We start from the raw sequence: 16,881 nt of genomic DNA, 5'->3' as shown, positions 1-16,881 counted from the left end.
GATCCTGATTGCTTTTTCTGTGTTAACTACATTTAAGTATATAATTCAAAAGATAAAAATTCTATGAAATTTACTAACACCAATTCGGTCTTTAAATCATTATTGACCCTGTTTTTAATGGTTTTGTTATTTAGCCAATTAAGTTGTAGCAATCAGAATACTGAATCATCAGGAGATGATTTAAGTGTGGCAGATCACTTCGATCCAAAAGGGAAAGCACCATCCAAACACACCTTAGCAATTTGGGAAAATTGGAAGAAAACCTTGCCATTTGAAGATAAAAGGGATTATGAAGAAGCTCAGAAAGGCTTTATTGCTGCACCGGACTTCAGACAAATCAAAAACGCCGAAGGTAGGGTTATTTGGGATATTGGAAGGTATGATTTCCTTCTAAAAGAGCAGGACTACCAAACCATTCATCCTTCCCTGCAGCGGATCGCAACGCTGAATATGGGATATGGTTTGTTCAAAGTCACTGACGGTATCTACCAAGTGCGTGGCTTTGATTTGTCCAATATGACCTTGATCGAAGGAAAAACAGGTTGGATTTTATATGACGTCCTTACTACCAAGGAAACAGCTGCAGCCGCATTGAAATTTGCAAATGAACAGTTGGGAGAAAGGCCCGTAACCGCCGTGATCTATTCCCACACCCATGCCGATCACTTTGGGGGCGTGCGGGGAGTTATCAATGAAGAGGATGTGATCGCAGGAAAGGTAAAAGTAATTGCACCGGCTGGGTTTATGGATTTTGCCGTTTCTGAAAACGTGATTGCAGGTAATGCGATGAACCGGAGATTATTCTATCAATACGGTGTGCTGCTACCGGTGAGTCCTTATGGACACGTAGATCAAGCTTTGTCAAAGAATGTCTCTTCTGGCTCACTTGGTTTGATCGCGCCAACGATTTCGATCAGCAAGCCAATTGAGGAACTGGTTGTGGACGGTGTAAAGATGATCTTCCAAAATACACCAAATACGGAGGCGCCTGTTGAGATGAATACTTATATCCCTGAGAAAAAGGCATTGTGGATGGCAGAGAACGTAACTGCCACGATTCATAATATCTATACATTAAGAGGAGCATTGGTACGGGATGCTTTGACTTGGTCCAAAAAAATATCTGAGGCACTCTATATGTTTGGAGAGGAAGCTGATGTGATGTTTGCCTCACACCATTGGCCAAGATGGGGCAATGAAAGGGTACAGGAAGTTCTACGTGCACAGCGTGATACCTATGGTCATATTCACAATACTGTTTTGAACCTAGCCAATCAAGGGGTGACAGTCAACGAAGTTCACAATGTATACGAAGTGCCTGCTAGCTTACAGAAACAATGGTCCGCGCGGTCTTATCATGGCTCCGTGGAGCATAATAGCCGGGCTATTATCAACAGGTATTTAGGATATTGGGATGCCAATCCACTTACTTTAATTCCGATGCCTGAAAGAGAATCTGCACCGTTATTTGTAGAGATGATGGGCGGAGCCGGACCGATTATTGAAAAAGGTAAAGAGCTTTTTGAAGAAGGGAAATATAAGCCTGCTGCCGAGCTTTTGAACAAACTTGTGTTTGCAGAACCGCAAAACCAAGAAGCAAAAGACCTTTTGGCGGATTGTTATGAGCAGATAGGATACCAACAGGAAAGTACAAGTGTCAGGAACAGTTTCTTGGCTGGGGCTTATGAGCTTAGAAACGGTATCCCTGGAGGCGAAATGCCTAAATCTGTAACCCCGGATATCATCCGGGCAATGAGTACTGAAACATGGCTTGATTTTCTTGGTGTAAAACTAAACAGCAAAAAGGCAGAAGGAATTACCTTCAAGATGAACATCATTACCCCTGATAACAACGAAAAATTCTTGGTGGAGCTTAGCAATTCTACACTGTCTAACCTAAAAGGCTTCACAGCTAAAAATGCTGACCTTACACTCACCTTAAATAGGTCAGACCTTAATATGGCTATGATGGGCGTCAAAAGCTTTGAAGATTTATTGAAAGAAGGAAAGGCAAAAGTAGAAGGGAACCCACAGATTCTTGCCCAACTGGTAGGCATGTTGGATGAGTTTGATCCGAGATTTGAAATCCTTCCCGGTACCAAAAAGGAGAAGTACCAAAGCCAATCCGCAGATGGTGGATTTGATGCACCAGCTTATATCGAAGATTGATTTTGAAAATTATTTCAATCCAAATATTTCTTTGGTAGCAAAATGATTTCCTAAGATAGAGCCCTGATTCATTTTAGGAAATCATTTTGTATTCGGCTTTTCATTTTTTGCAATGATTGCTTTAATAGATGCAAGAATACTTAAAATGCCAAATCCATTGCCCCTATATTTAATTATTCAAAATTATATTCCTACAAAAAATGAAAAAGTCCTTCACAGTTATATGGATATTTGGTTTCTTGTTTTTTAGCCCTTTGATGTTAATTGGCCAAGAAGAGGAGAAAGCTGTTGGAGAAACAGCAAAAAAAGAAAAGAAAGTCGACATTAATATTTTGCCTGTAATTGCCACCAATCCCACAGTAGGGGTTTTGTTTGGTGTGTTGCCGGGAGTAAACTGGAATATGGGTACAGAGGCCGATACCAGGAACTCAACCGCCTTGATAGGTATTTATTATACTACTCTAAACCAGCTTTTTACTTCCGTTCGAGCAAATGCCTTTACAAAAGAGGATAAATTCAATCTTTTGACTGATATCCGTTTTAACCTTAATGCGCAACCCACTTATGGCCTAGGTTCAGTGTTAGACAAAAGTACATTGGTAGGAGGGGGCGATGTTCCTTCTGACAATCCATATCCACCTTTTCAAAAACAGGAAATGATGTCCTTTAATAATTTCAGGCTATATCAAACCGTTCAAAAAAGGCACAAACAAACAAATCTGTTTTATGGAATAGGTTACCATTTGGATATCTTTTGGAACATTGATGACAAACAGCTTGATCTCGATTCCGACCCACAGAGAATTACACATCATTACAGGTATCAAAGTTTAAAAGGAATAAGTACTGAAAAATATTCCCAGTCAGGACTTTCAGCAAACGCCACTTTTGATAGCCGTGACAATGTAGTTAATCCTTATGTCGGACAACTTGCCGCTATTTCCCTGAGGGCTTTTCCTGAATTTTTGGGAAGCACTACAAACGCCTCTCAATTATGGATGGAATACCGAACCTATGTCAACTTGGATAAGGACCGTGCACGTAATGTATTGGCTTTTTGGACTTTTGGTTGGTTTGTTACAAGTGGTACTTCACCATATCTTGCTCTTCCTGCCATAGGTTGGGATATGTTTGCCCGATCAGGCAGGCCTTACACGCAAGGAAGAATTAGGGGGGAAGACATTGTCTATGCAGAAACTGAATGGAGGTTTCCATTGCAAAGAGAAAAGAATAAGTGGGGAGGTGTACTATTCGTGAATACCACTACAGCAAGTAGCAGGACTGAAGACATTAGTCTGGCAAGAAATTTTGTCTTTGGTTATGGCGGTGGTTTGAGATTTATGATCAATGAAAAGAAAAGGGTCAATCTAGGACTTGATTATGGCTTTGGCGCAAACGGTGCGCAAGGATTGTTCCTCAACCTCAATGAGTACTTTTAACAAAATTAGTAGTTAATAAATAGTAGGTTTATATTTGGTTTGGATTTAGTTAAAAGGGTGAAAAACATACCAAGGTCTGGGTACATGAAATTGGGGTCTATTTCTTGGTTTCAGCGGGTCAATACCCAAGCTGAAGCAATGAAACCAATGGACGAGAAAGGTACCAAAATGAAAAGGGCCAAAAGGATGTTTTTCCCCTTTTTTATTTTTCTATTTGTTGGATTTCAGGTTCAGGCCCAATCCAATAAACCCCAATATTGGTTTACTTATAACCACACTGGAAGATTTGCTGACAGATGGAGTTATGGCTTCGACCTTAATCACAGGACCAACGGGATCATTCCTTTCAATTCAAGTCTGAGTGCGGCAAGGATGGGGATGAATTACCATACCAAAACAGGGTTCAGAATTACTGCAGGTTATGCATGGTTTGGGACTTTTGTGCCTCAACAAGAACGGATCTGGCTGCATGAAAACAGGCTTTATGAACAGGTTCAGTACAGCCACTCTTCCGGGAAAATAAATTTCACCCACCGCATCCGGATTGAACACCGATGGAGACAGTTGTTTACAGATGCGGCTTTGGATGAAACTGAAGTCTTTCTCACAAACCGGTACCGCTATCTGATCCAATTAGATGGCCCGATCGCGAGAAGACCTGACAGACAGACTTCTTTTCGTTGGCAGGTGGCCAATGAGTTTTTTATCCATAACAAGGAGGAAATAGGGTATATGCTTTTTGACCAGAACAGGACTTTGGCGGGAGTACTGATTTCGCCTTCCAAAACCGTCAGTTTGGCCGTACTTTACCAGCTTATCTTACAGCAACAGCCCTTTCTCAAGGAAACCCGTACCATCAATTCCTTTAGGATCACACTTTTTCACCAACTCGATTTTAGGAAAAAGAAGACCATTACAGTTGAGGAAATACCGGTGATTGACTGATGGTTTTTACCTTCCAACCTGTAAATGACAGGTGAATTATTTTTGTAGGTTTACTGTACAATTAAGACTTTCATTTTTTCATCCGCTTGTCTTTTTAAATTGTCCGAATATTCATTACTTGAGAAACTATTCATCCAAATAAATTAAGCAGGGAATTTTTAATCGAATGGAAATAAGTTTTGATTCTATCACCTTTGCTCATTTGGCCGCTGTCATCGTGGGGGTAGTATCTTCTGCGGTTATTCTTTATTTCGGATTCAAGACCAATCCTGTCAATCAACCTTTGGGTATAGGGCAGCTAAGCATTTCTCTGGGAATTTTTGTGAGTTTCTCCCTTGTTTCACAATTGATTGTCTATTGGCCTTTTTTGTACAGGTTGGGAAATGTGTTTGTCTTGATTTTTATCCCGATGCCTTATTTATATACAATTTTCCATACCAAGAATAGGCTTTGGCGTTGGTACGACATGCTGCATGCGATTCCGCTTTTGATTTATTTGGTGGATTATTGGGATGTGTTGTCGTTATCTTCTGCACAAAAGACTGAACTCATCCTTTTAGAAATCAATGATTTGGACCTTTTGGGAAAATTTTCCCAAGGGAGGTTTATCGGTCCGGGTTTTCACCAAGAATTCCGGACAGTGCTATTCAGTCTCTATTGGGTGGCACAGGTTGTTATTTTAGTCAGATGGGTAAAAGGTCATTCAATATTGACCCATGAAAACAAGGTTTGGAAAAATTGGATGATATTTTTTCTGTTTTGCCAGTTTTTCATGTGGTTTCCTTTTTACCTCACTGTTTTTTGGCTGGACAAATTGACTACCTATCATATCGTCAACTCCTTCTCAGTGGGATGGGTGATGCTTTCAAGTGCTTCACTTTTCTTTTTTCCTTCCTTGCTCTATGGAAGGCCTTATGAGGGAGGAAATAGGATATCAAAGTTTACTAAAGCTCTTAAGAAAGCTCCCATATCCGATGCAGAGGGAAAAAAATTGGAAGATGTCATGCAAATGATAGAATCCGGAATGGTAGAAAACAGATTTTTTTTGAATATAGGGTATACGATCAATGATTTTTCGAAAGATATCCATATCCCGGTTTATCAAATTTCCAAAAGCCTGAATACCTTCAAGGGTTTGGGGTTTTTGGATTATATTAACCAAAAGCGTGTTCAGTATTGCGTTGATAAAATTGAAAAAGGAGAATGGACAAATTATAAAATAGAAGCCATCGCCACTGAATGCGGGTTTAATAACCGCAATTCATTCACCAATGCTTTCAAAAAATTTCTTGGAACCTCACCATCTGAATACAGGGAAAATTTTTATAAGTCCTAGAGTTCAATAATCAGCCCACGGCCACGCTCAGGAAATAAATCAGCCGATTTTTTATATACCAAGTCGTTAGTATTCGCCATTCTTGATTGAATACATGCCAGCACATTTAGCCTTACAAGATGCCTTGACTTATTTTTGAGTTGTAGCCATCATGAAACCTCTTGTTAGATTGGGTCAATTCACCATACCATACTTTTCTGCCCAATAAATAGTAATAGCAGTTAAACATAATTTCCATTCCAAAATACACCATGAAAAAACAGATTCTTTTATCACTGATGGTAGCTGCAGGCCTAATAAACATGTTGCACGCACAATCAACCCTCAATTACCCTGGTAGGTATATGGGTAGGGAGGATGTAAAAACAATAACCGCCCCAAACGGCGCTGTGGCCGATGCAGGGTTTGCACAGACATTACAATTGATATATCCTCAACCTACCATAGAAAAAGCTTCTGAGGGGATTTGGGTACTTGGCGGGTATTCTATTACCAATGTGGTGGTAATTGAATCAGATGAGGGATTGATAATTATTGATTCCGGCGATTCAAAAGAAGAGGGGATTAAACTCAGGGAAGTTATTCGGGAAAACATCAGTAAAAAACCCATCATTGCAGCCATCTATACCCACTCGCACTATTGCATGGGCACAGGCATGTTGGTTGATGATCCGCAAACAGCCATGATTATTGGTCACAAAAGGCTCAACGAAACAGTTCAAAATAATTTTATGTCGGGAGGTGCGATAGCGCAGATTCCTGAATTGGGACCGGTTTTGACAGCAAGGCAGTTGATTCAATTCAGTAATTTTCTTCCTGATACAGGCGCAGATGGCCTGCTTGGTCAAAGGTACCGCATCAAAGAAAATGCGTACTTGCCTGCCAACAAAATTGTTGAAAACGGGGAAATTGTGGAGATTGGAGGCATTGATTTTCAATTTTTTACTGAAAATAGATCAGATGACCACAGCTTGACCATTTATTTGCCAAAGCAAAAAGCGGTCATGAACAATTTCTATTGGCCGGGAACACCAAACCTTTACAGTATCAGAGGCGCTTCCTACAGAGATCCTAGGGAATGGAGAAACGGACTTCAGGTAATCAGGGACTTGAAACCTGAAGTGATGATGAATACCCACGCCAAAACAGTTCAGGGTAGCAAAGAAGTGTTTGATGCCATTTCAAATTACATGGATATGGTCACGCTGGTTTATGACCAATCCCTCAGAGGAATTTTGCATGGTTTGGGTCCTGATGAATTGAGGTATTTTGTCTATCAACCCAAACACCTTGCTGCTTTTCCAAACAATGCACAAGCTTACGGAGAAGTTCCTTGGTTTACGCCGGCGGTATTTTACCACCAAATGGGTTGGTTTGACAGAAACCTCTCTACCCTGCACAAACTACCTCCTGTAGAAGAAGCACAAAAGACAGTCGCATTGATGGGAGGAAGAAAAAAAGTGTTGCAGGCAGCCAAGGCTTCATTTGCCAAACGTGAATTTGCTTGGGCAGCACAACTTGGAAATTACCTGTTTACAATTGACTCTAAAGACACCGAAGCCAGAAAATTATTGGCCGATGTATACAGGGCTATGGGCCAAACTTCCTTGAGTGTAATAGGTCGTTCCTTTTTCTTAAGTGAGGCACGTGCACTTGAAGGAGAAGTGCAGATTCCTAGGGTAGTGCCACCTAAGCAGGATATCATAGCTGCCAAACCTACTTTTTTTGTGGACATGTATAGGGTGCGGATTGATCCAAAAAAATCAGAAAATACCGAGAAGATGTTGGTCTTCAATTTCTCTAACGGCACTTCAGCAGGCTTGCACGTACGCAGGGGCATAGCGGAATTTGTTCCCAATCCGGCCAACCATTACAGGCCGGCGGATATAAGCTGCATAGTGGATACCAAAACATGGGCTGATCTCTATCTCAACTCCACCACTTTGGAAGAAGCTGCCAAAAGCGGCGGGGTTAAGATGACCAAAGGAAGTATGGAAGATTTGAAGACCGTTATGGATTTGTTTGACAAGTTTGATCCGGCTAAAAATTATACCATACCAATGACTAATGCGGAGGACCAATTTTAAGCTCCGATTAAAAAAAACATATATATATGCATCAAAGATCATTGCTAGATTTTCCTAAATGAAATTATCATTTAAAATTAGAAACGATGAAAAATAAATTGTTGCTTGGCTTAGGCATTATTGCTTTTGCCATTGGCTGCCAAAGTCCGAAAACTGAAGTTACACCCGAAGAAGTCCGGGCCATCGCCAAAGAGGCATACCTTTACGGCTTCCCACTTGTGGACAATATGCGTGTACAGTACACCTATTTCGTTGATAAAGGCCACGCGAACTATAAAGGACTTTACAACACGCTCGTCAATATTCCTCGGGTATTCACACCTGATGACAGGGCGATTCAGACACCCAATTCTGACACCCCGTACTCTTGGATCGGCTTGGATCTGCGTGCAGAACCTATCGTGTTTACTGTACCACCCATCGCTCCTGAACGTTACTGGAGCTTGCAGTTGATTGACCTATATACGCACAATTTTGATATTCCCGGGAGTCGTACGGACGGTAACAATGGAGGCAGTTTTCTTGTTGCCGGACCCAACTGGCAAGGTGAAAAACCTGAAGGAATTACACGCGTGATTCGCTGTGAGACCGAAATCGCCTCCGCCCAGTTTCGGACACAACTCTTCAATCCGGACGACCTCGAAAATGTCAAGAAGATTCAGGAACAGTATATTGCTCAGCCCTTATCAGCATTTCTTAAAAATCCAGCCCCTAAAGCCGCACCGGCCATAGAATTTCCCCAACCGCTTACTCCTGACTCACAGAGAACATCTCTCGATTTCTTTTCACTGTTGAACTTTTACCTTCAATTCTGCCCAACCCATCCATCAGAAGTGGCTTTAATGGAGCGATTTGAAAAGATCGGTATCGGTGCAGGTAAAACTTTTGATGCAGAGGAACTATCGCCTGAAATAAAGGAGGCGATTGAGGCTGGCATCACCGATGCATGGTCTGATTTCCAGGGATTAAGAGATCGGTTCAACAGGGGTGAGATGACGTCCGGTGATGCACTTGGCACCCGTGAGCATCTCCAGAACAATTACCTCTATAGGATGGGTGCAGCGGTGATCGGGATCTATGGACTTTCGAAGGAAGAAGCGATCTATCTGCCTTACTTCACGGACAGTGACGGCCAAATGCTGGACGGCTCTCATCGGTACAACTTGCGTTTTGAGAAGGGTCAGATGCCCCCTGTTAACTCTTTCTGGTCGCTTACTATGTACGATTCTCCTGCAAGCCTATTGGTTCACAATCCAATCAATCGCTACCTGTTGAACTCGACCATGCTGTCGCAATTCAAAATGGATGAAGATGGAGGTCTAACGCTATATATTCAACATGAATCACCCGGGAAGGACAAAGAATCCAATTGGCTTCCTGCTCCAAAAGGGGCCTTCTTGCTGTTTAACCGACTTTATTGGCCAAAGCCGGAAGCGCTTGACGGTACTTGGAAACAAGCTCCATTGCTTCGGGTGCAGTAACCTACTGCCAATATATTCTTCATTCTAAATGTAAAAACCTCAACTTGAATGGTACTTTCCATTTTGGGTTGAGGTTTTTGCTTTTTTGATAGTGTCAGGGCAGTTTGGTGGAAGAAATCTTTTGGTAGTATGACTTCAATTTTTCAAAAAAAAGGTCAGAATGAGCCTGAGGTGGATGGAAGTAAATACATGGTGAAAATTGATTATGTCAAGGTAAAAATCAATTGGCCTCAATCGAGTATTCAACTTATGCCCTGTGATTCTCCTCGTACTTTTTAAGAATCTGTTTCAAAGAATCAAGGTAACTGTCTAAGTATTTGTTGTATTCTAGGTTGCTATCCAAATTGGTATCGGACTCAGAATCCCCTCCCGGGCCATGCTGGAATTTTGGGGAATATTCCCGGATTTTGAGCGTGATAGCAATGATTTCCCGGTTAAGTTCTTCTTCGGATTTCATTTGAAATGAAGGTTAAGAATTTTTTTTTAAACGTCAGAGGGTAAACGTCAATTGTGGTTGGGAGAAAGCGGGATACAAAGTGGGTCGTAAATTGTATGATTCAAACAAACTCTAGAGAGAAGTTTAAATTTATTTAAATTTTTTGATTATCCGTGTGCAAACGTTTAAGTCGGATAAGTTGCCTCTGAGACTAGAGTTTAAGTAGGAAAGACGAAATTGCATTGTTACTTTAGTTTGATAAGTATTTTTAACCCATAAACTTTAACAAACAACATGGACAATTCAATCTCAATCACCATCCCACCCGCAGAACTGCAAGCAGTCAAAGATTCCCTAGCTACCATTAACGGCATTTTGAAGCCTTATCTCAAAGCCCTTACCCCCGAAGACCGTCGCAAACTTCTCAAAATGGGAGATGGGTCCGAACCTTTTGTCGCCAAGGTTATGGATTATGCTGTATCTGATCCCCAATTTCTTCCGTCATTTGTACAGCTCGCCGAACTGGAAAAAGACTGGGATGCCTACTCTGCACTGGTTCCTATCTTCCGTACAGTTCAGCAACTTGAGAATAACCTGAGTGACACCGTGATGCTGACAGGGTCTGAAACATTTGAAGGTTCGCTCAGTTATTACAACTCGGTAAAGATGGCAGCCAAAATGAATGTTCCCGATGCCAAAACCATCTATGAAGACCTCAGCAAGAGGTTTGAAGCACAGGGAAAAAGGAAGTCAAAACCAAGTGACGAAATATAAAAAAGTCGTGGGTTACCCTTTGAACTAGGTCGGATCGAAAGATCCGGCCTTTTTTTATGTCAAAAAGGTACTGCAGTACCTTAAATTACTAATTCAGTACCTTCAGAAGGTACTCGAGTACCCTCGGAGCATACTCGAGTACTCTCGGAGCATACTGGAGTAGGCAATTTTGATACAGAGAAAGACTAAAAAAGTACCGCAGTAACAAAAAAGATTTCATGTGTAGTAAATTTTAATACCGCAGTATTGAATTAGAATACCTCAGTATTGAAATTTATTACTGCTGTTCTAAAAAAGATAACTCCTGTAACAAAAAAGAATACTGAGGTAACAAAAAAGATTACTGCTGTATCAAAAAAGACTTCAACTGAAGTCTTTTTTAATGCATGAGTACCTTCTAAGCATACTGCAGTACCAAAATAAGGTACTCATGTACCTTCAGAAGGTAGTGGAGTAGGAGAGGAGGGTACTTAGAAATTTTAAAATTAAATTAGAATGGCATTTAAAAGGTTTTAAAACCCTTTTTATCTTTAAAAACGAAATGGTTAAAGAAATAAACTTATTTTGCCATCCTTACTGAAAACACACATCTAGAATAGAAATAACCATATGCCGACACTGCACTGGATAGGAAAAGAGAAAGTAATAAGCCACCACCAAGACGTGCCATACAGGGTATTGGAACACAAATACGGTTTTAAAGCTGATCCGCTGTCAGGGTCAGGAGAAGAACAAAAGGAACCGACCAACAGTGGCAACAAAATCATCTATGGGGACAACCTCGAAGCACTCAAAAGCCTCCTGCCTGAATATGAAGGAAAGATCAAGTGCATCTATATAGATCCTCCTTACAATACCGGCAATGAAGGATGGGTCTATAACGACAATGTCAATCATCCGAAAATCAATAAATGGCTGGGTGAAGTAGTAGGGAAAGAGGGTGAGGATCTTACCCGCCATGATAAATGGCTTTGCATGATGTACCCTAGAATTAAGCTACTGCAAAAATTATTAGATAAAGATGGGTTAATCTTTATGAGTTTAGATGATAGTGAACTTGAAAATGGACTACACTTATTGAATGATATTTTTGGAAAACAAAATAAATTAGCTTGCGCACCATGGTTAGCTGAACCAAGTGGCGGGAAAGAAAAAAGATTTTTGAGAAATGGCCATGAATATATATTAATATATCATAATGGAACGGCCAGTAGTATTACCCAGGAAGAAAGATCAGCTGGTTCTTTAAATCTTAAAGACAAGTTTGGGAAATATAAAAAAGGTAGAGAATTAAGAAAATGGGGTGGGACATCTTTAAGAAAGGATAGGCCCGGTCAATGGTTCCCATTGAAAACTCCAAATGGCGATGAAGTTTTTCCTTTTAGAAATGATGGTAAAGAAGGACATTGGAGATGGGGCGAAAAACAGAAAATGAAACCAATAGTTGAAAATCCTGAAATAGCTCATTGGGAATTATGTCCCTATGATGAAGGTGTAATTGTAAATGGTGAAAAAGAAAGGTGGGTTCCATTTGAGAAAATTAGAGAAGAAAAAAAAATGGTGGGCTGGACAACGTGGTTAAACTCCGTTGGTTATAATTCTGATGGAACTGCCAGCTTAAAAGAAATATTCGGAGAAAAATTATTTGACACACCAAAACCGGTGACTTTAATAGAATGGCTTATTTCATTGCATCAAGATGAAGATGCAATAGTATTAGATTCCTTTGCTGGTTCTGGTACAACTGGACATGCAGTACTTAACTTAAACAAAGAAGACGGAGGCAACCGTAAGTTTATATTGATAGAAATGGAGGACTATGCGAATGACATCACAGCTGAAAGAATAAAAAGGGTAGCCAAAGGATATGGAACAGGAACAAAGGCAATAGAAGGAACAGGTGGGGAGTTTGATTTTTATGAATTGGGTTTGCCTTTATTTGATGAGAACCAAAATCTAAATGAGGCAGTGGATCTGGAGAAAATCAGGGAATACATCTGGTTTTCAGAGACCCGTTCTACTTATGAGTCAAGAATGAATCAGTATGAATTGGGAATCAAAGACAGCACGGTCTATTATTTTATTTATGAAAAAGACAGATTGACTACTTTAGACTTTGATGCTTTAGAGCTTATCAAGACCAAAGGCGAGCAGTATGTAATCTATGCTGATAATTGTTTGCTTCCGGGTGAGTTTATGGCCAAAAAGAATATTATTTTTAAAAAGATACCAAGAGACATTACCAGATTTTAAGCCATGGAATTAAAGAGTTATCAACGGAAAGTATTAGAGAATCTGGAGCAGTACTTGGAGTATGTCCAAGTGGAGAATAATCTTGCAAAGGCTTTCAATCAATATTGGGAAGATAAGATAGGGCCCTACAATCCATTGGAAGGAACCGGAATGCAACCTTATCAAAACAACATCTCAAACGCGGCTCATGTTTGCATCAAAGTACCTACTGCAGGAGGAAAGACATTTATTGCAGTAAATGCCCTACATTCTATCTTTTCGGCTTATGATTCAGCAAAACCAAAGGCTGTGATTTGGTTGGTTCCATGGAGTAATCTTTTACAACAAACTGTAAATACACTTTCTAATCCTGAACATCCTTACAGACAAAAGCTAAATGCTTTATTCAATAACAGGGTGGAAGTTTATCAAAAGGCTGATTTGTTACAGGGTTCTAATTTTAATCCAACGGTTGTAAAAGACCAGTTAAGCATCTTTGTAATGAGTTTTGCAAGTTTAAGAGCAAAAAACAAAGATGACAGGAAAGTGTATCAGGAAAATGGGCAATTGGAATCTTTTGTATCCCAATACAAAAGCAATGAACATATTCTAACTGAATATGATGATAACGCTTTGATCAATGTGTTGCGTTACCTCAATCCAGTTTTGGTGGTAGATGAAAGCCACAATGCGGAAAGTGATTTGAGCATTGATATGCTTAAAAACCTGAATCCTTCCTTTATACTTGACCTGACAGCAACTCCCAAAAAGAATAGCAACCTAGTGAGTCTTGTTCCTGCTATAGAATTGAAAAAGGAACACATGGTAAAGCTTCCTGTGATCGTGTACAACAACCATGATAAAACAGAAGTGATCAACAATGCGCTGCACCTTCAGCGGAAATTAGAGATACTGGCAAAAAAAGAGGAAGCAGAAGGAGGTAAATACATCCGACCAATTGTGTTGTTCCAAGCCCAACCGAAAACAAATGATGACAATACAACTTTTGAAAAGCTAAAAGAGCAATTGCTCGGTTTAGGAATTCCCAAAGAGCATATTAAAATCAAGACAGCCAACATCGATGAATTGAAAGGAATTGACCTGATGGATAAAGACTGCGAGGTCAGATACATCATCACGATCAATGCCCTAAAAGAAGGTTGGGATTGTCCATTTGCCTATATATTGGCTTCTCTTGCAGACAAATCCAGTTCCGTGGATGTGGAACAAATTCTTGGTAGAGTGCTACGCCAGCCTTATGTCCGTTGTCACAAAGCATTTCAACTTAACCTATCCTATGTCCTTACTGCTTCTGCCAAGTTCAATGAAACCTTGCAAAGCATTGTAAAAGGATTGCTCGAATCAGGGTTTAGCGAAGATGATTACCGGAAAGTGGATAAAATGACAGAACAGGAAAAGCAAATTGTAAAGGTTGATCCTGTTGAAGCTTTCTTATTTCCCGAACAACAAACACCCGAAACATCAGAAGAAATCATCGACAAAAGCAGGGTTACATTTGATCCAAATGCATCATTTGAGAATGTAGATGAAATTCAAGAACCTCTAAATTCTGCAATTCAAGAAATAGAAACACTTGCCCAAGAGCAAAGCAGACAATTAGAAGAATTGATTAAAGAACAGGAGAAGCAACCTGTAGACGAAAACATATTTCAAGAAATGGGTTCAAAAGTGAAGCGATACAAAGTCAAAGAATCAAACAAAGAGTTGATTGAAAAGATAGAATTTCCCCAGTTTTTTATCAAAGTAACTGCCAGTGATATTTTTGGGACAGATCAAGAACTGCTTAACAGGGAATCTTTACTTAAAGACTTTAAACTGTCAGAAGAGGACATAAAAATTGATTTTGATAAAACTCCAACCGATTTATACAAGATTGATTTGGAGGAAGCTAAAAAAAACGAATACATACCTTCCTTTACTAAAATTGAGGACAGCATGGTCAGAGATCCCATTGCAGAATACATTTTAGCAAAGCCAAAAGAAAATCAGATTATAGACATTGCCCACCAATTGCTCGTTGAAATCGGAAATATGTCTCCTATTCCTGATCAAGAAATCAAAATATATATTAAGCGAATTCTACAAAATATGAATTCAGAGCAACTGAGAGATGTTTTGGGAAGAAAACGGAGCCATACAGATAAAATAAAATTTAAGATTCGTCAATTGTCAGATAATTATGCAGAAGGACGATTTATGGATTTGGTCAAGTCAAAAAAGATAATCACCAAGGGAAGTTGGAAACTTGGAAAGGAGATCGTTCCTGGAAATATTGGTTCTTCAATTGGAAATTCTTTATATGAGAAAGAAGGAATCATGAATAATTTTGAAGAAAGAGTAGCAATGGAAATAGGTACCTCTTCAAACATTGCATTTTGGCACAGAAACTTAGAGAGGGGGAAAGGTTTTTATATCAATGGATTTAAAGCAAATCACTACCCTGATTTCATTTTACAAACAAAATCAGGAAAGACTATCTTGATTGAGACGAAAGGAGATCATTTGGATGGATCCGATAGTGAGGCCAAATGCCGTCTTGGAAATGAGTGGGAAAAACAAGCAGGAAATGATTTTGCTTATTTTATGGTTTTTGATAAAAAAGAAATTAAAGGTGCTTTTACCTTAGACAAAGCCAAAGAGTTAATAGGCGCTATGTGATACTCATAATTATTCCACAAAATTCCTTTATTTGTACTGTGCTATTTATAGGGCATTGACCTTTAAAAATGGAAATCAGTTTTGATTTTATCACCCTTGTTCATCTTGTTGCGGTAGGCGTTGGGATCGTGTCTGCTGCAGTAATTTTTTATTTCGGAATCAAGACCAATCCCGCCAACTTGCCTTTAGGAATTGCCCAACTGAGTGTCTCCTTGGCTATTTGGGTTAGTTTCTCCCTGATATCCGAATTACTTGTTTATTGGCCTGTTTTTTATAGAACAGGAAATATTTTCATCATGATTTTCATCGTAATGACATTTCTGCATGTTGATTTTTATACCAGCAAACGCAAATGGAAATGGTACGACTTATTACACGCGATTCCACTTATCATCTATCTGATTGACTTAGGAGATGTTTTGTGGCTGTCTTCAGCGCAAAAAAAAGAATTGATTCTTCAAGAAATCAATAATTTGGCTGTTTTCGGAAAGTTTAATCAAAGCAAATATTTGGGTCCGGGTTTTCATCTGGAATTCAGAACATTTTTATTGAGTGCCTATTGGATGGCGCAGGTGGTGGTTTTTGTCAAGTGGCTTCGAAATACTGCCTCATTCACTCCTGAAAACAAGGTGTGGAAAAATTGGATGCTGATATTTTTGGGCTGCCAATTCTTTATGTGGTTACCTTTCTACCTTAGCCTCATTTGGTTGGATCAATTGACCACTTACCACATTGCCAATTCATTTGCGGTCATTTGGTTGTTGATTTCAAGTATTTCGTTGTTTTTTTTCCCCTCTTTGCTGTATGGAAGAACATTTGACGGAAATTCCAAGGCTTCTAAAGTCATCATCAAAATGCCGATGACAGAAGGGGAAGGGAAGAAAATGGAGGAAATGATGCAAACCATTGAATCTCAAATGGAGGGGAACCTACATTTTTTGAAAGGAGGTTACAGCATTCATGATTTTTCGAGAGATATCAATATACCTGCTTATCAGATATCTAAAAGCCTAAACACCTCTAAAGGCCTTGGCTTTGTAGACTATGTCAACCAAAAACGAATCCGATACTGTCTATCCAAATTTGAAAAAGGTGAATGGCATCATTTCACTTTGGAAGCTGTCGCGGCTGAGTGCGGATTCAGCAACAGAAATTCTTTTACCAAGGCATTCAAAAAAGTAACCGGAGTCTCTCCCTCGGAATTTAGGTTTGAGTTAGAAAAAATGGCTCGACCCTGATATATTTTTTAAAAAGGATATTTAGAGAAATATACAAGGGATTTTTTTAGTAAAAGGAAGAATTT

The 16,881-nt window shown here is 39.7% G+C and carries 11 protein-coding genes; 10 read left to right on the top strand and 1 reads right to left on the bottom strand.

Translation table 11 applies throughout. The annotated features are described in order from the left end of the window. Window positions 1-63 precede the first annotated feature (63 nt). The 6 genes from NK987_RS18010 (at window position 64) to NK987_RS17985 (ending at window position 9,457) form a co-directional block, all read left to right on the top strand. On the top strand, window positions 64-2,169 hold the full coding sequence (locus tag NK987_RS18010) for an alkyl/aryl-sulfatase (RefSeq protein WP_259264993.1): 2,106 nt from the start codon (window positions 64-66) through the stop codon (window positions 2,167-2,169). A 200-nt stretch (window positions 2,170-2,369) separates the two neighbouring features. Continuing rightward, the gene (locus NK987_RS18005) at window positions 2,370-3,608 is read left to right on the top strand and encodes an outer membrane protein assembly factor (RefSeq protein ID WP_259264992.1); all 1,239 of its coding nucleotides are present in this window, start codon (window positions 2,370-2,372) and stop codon (window positions 3,606-3,608) included. 84 nt (window positions 3,609-3,692) lie between these two features. Further along, window positions 3,693-4,553, top strand: a complete 861-nt coding sequence (locus NK987_RS18000; RefSeq protein WP_259264991.1) for a DUF2490 domain-containing protein — start codon at window positions 3,693-3,695, stop codon at window positions 4,551-4,553. Between the two features lie 166 nt (window positions 4,554-4,719). Next, window positions 4,720-5,889, top strand: a complete 1,170-nt coding sequence (locus tag NK987_RS17995; RefSeq protein WP_259264990.1) for a helix-turn-helix domain-containing protein — start codon at window positions 4,720-4,722, stop codon at window positions 5,887-5,889. Window positions 5,890-6,140: 251 nt separating this feature from the next. Then, window positions 6,141-7,976 (top strand): alkyl sulfatase dimerization domain-containing protein, encoded by a 1,836-nt coding sequence (locus tag NK987_RS17990; RefSeq protein ID WP_259264989.1) that lies wholly within the window; start codon window positions 6,141-6,143, stop codon window positions 7,974-7,976. 86 nt (window positions 7,977-8,062) lie between these two features. Further along, window positions 8,063-9,457, top strand: a complete 1,395-nt coding sequence (locus NK987_RS17985) for a DUF1254 domain-containing protein (RefSeq protein ID WP_259264988.1) — start codon at window positions 8,063-8,065, stop codon at window positions 9,455-9,457. Between the two features lie 247 nt (window positions 9,458-9,704). Here the strand turns inward: NK987_RS17985 and NK987_RS17980 are convergent, their stop codons facing one another. After that, window positions 9,705-9,914 (bottom strand): hypothetical protein, encoded by a 210-nt coding sequence (locus NK987_RS17980; RefSeq protein WP_259264987.1) that lies wholly within the window; start codon window positions 9,912-9,914, stop codon window positions 9,705-9,707. Window positions 9,915-10,187: 273 nt separating this feature from the next. Between NK987_RS17980 and NK987_RS17975 the strand changes: the two genes are divergently transcribed. From NK987_RS17975 to NK987_RS17960, 4 genes are all read left to right on the top strand, one after another. Continuing rightward, window positions 10,188-10,667, top strand: a complete 480-nt coding sequence (locus NK987_RS17975; protein ID WP_259264986.1) for a hypothetical protein — start codon at window positions 10,188-10,190, stop codon at window positions 10,665-10,667. 609 nt (window positions 10,668-11,276) lie between these two features. Beyond that, window positions 11,277-12,920 carry a site-specific DNA-methyltransferase gene (locus tag NK987_RS17970; RefSeq protein WP_259264985.1) on the top strand — a complete coding sequence of 548 codons (1,644 nt, stop codon included), beginning with the start codon at window positions 11,277-11,279 and terminating at the stop codon, window positions 12,918-12,920. A 3-nt stretch (window positions 12,921-12,923) separates the two neighbouring features. Then, window positions 12,924-15,578 carry a DEAD/DEAH box helicase gene (locus NK987_RS17965; protein ID WP_259264984.1) on the top strand — a complete coding sequence of 885 codons (2,655 nt, stop codon included), beginning with the start codon at window positions 12,924-12,926 and terminating at the stop codon, window positions 15,576-15,578. A gap of 68 nt (window positions 15,579-15,646) precedes the next feature. Further along, on the top strand, window positions 15,647-16,816 hold the full coding sequence (locus NK987_RS17960; RefSeq protein WP_259264983.1) for a helix-turn-helix domain-containing protein: 1,170 nt from the start codon (window positions 15,647-15,649) through the stop codon (window positions 16,814-16,816). The last annotated feature ends 65 nt before the right edge of the window (window positions 16,817-16,881 follow it).

The organism is Aquiflexum gelatinilyticum, from assembly GCF_024813435.1.
GTDB classification, from domain to species: domain Bacteria; phylum Bacteroidota; class Bacteroidia; order Cytophagales; family Cyclobacteriaceae; genus Cognataquiflexum; species Cognataquiflexum gelatinilyticum.
This window is presented reverse-complemented; position numbering and strand designations above follow the sequence as displayed.

Excerpts from the sequence above, each read along its gene's own strand:
- NK987_RS18010 (WP_259264993.1), top strand. The coding sequence starts at position 64 with ATGAAATTTACTAACACCAATTCGGTCTTTAAATCATTATTGACCCTG.
- NK987_RS18005 (WP_259264992.1), top strand. The coding sequence starts at position 2,370 with ATGAAAAAGTCCTTCACAGTTATATGGATATTTGGTTTCTTGTTTTTT.
- NK987_RS18000 (WP_259264991.1), top strand. The coding sequence starts at position 3,693 with ATGAAATTGGGGTCTATTTCTTGGTTTCAGCGGGTCAATACCCAAGCT.
- NK987_RS17995 (WP_259264990.1), top strand. The coding sequence starts at position 4,720 with ATGGAAATAAGTTTTGATTCTATCACCTTTGCTCATTTGGCCGCTGTC.
- NK987_RS17990 (WP_259264989.1), top strand. The coding sequence starts at position 6,141 with ATGAAAAAACAGATTCTTTTATCACTGATGGTAGCTGCAGGCCTAATA.
- NK987_RS17985 (WP_259264988.1), top strand. The coding sequence starts at position 8,063 with ATGAAAAATAAATTGTTGCTTGGCTTAGGCATTATTGCTTTTGCCATT.
- NK987_RS17980 (WP_259264987.1), bottom strand. The coding sequence starts at position 9,914 with ATGAAATCCGAAGAAGAACTTAACCGGGAAATCATTGCTATCACGCTC.
- NK987_RS17975 (WP_259264986.1), top strand. The coding sequence starts at position 10,188 with ATGGACAATTCAATCTCAATCACCATCCCACCCGCAGAACTGCAAGCA.
- NK987_RS17970 (WP_259264985.1), top strand. The coding sequence starts at position 11,277 with ATGCCGACACTGCACTGGATAGGAAAAGAGAAAGTAATAAGCCACCAC.
- NK987_RS17965 (WP_259264984.1), top strand. The coding sequence starts at position 12,924 with ATGGAATTAAAGAGTTATCAACGGAAAGTATTAGAGAATCTGGAGCAG.
- NK987_RS17960 (WP_259264983.1), top strand. The coding sequence starts at position 15,647 with ATGGAAATCAGTTTTGATTTTATCACCCTTGTTCATCTTGTTGCGGTA.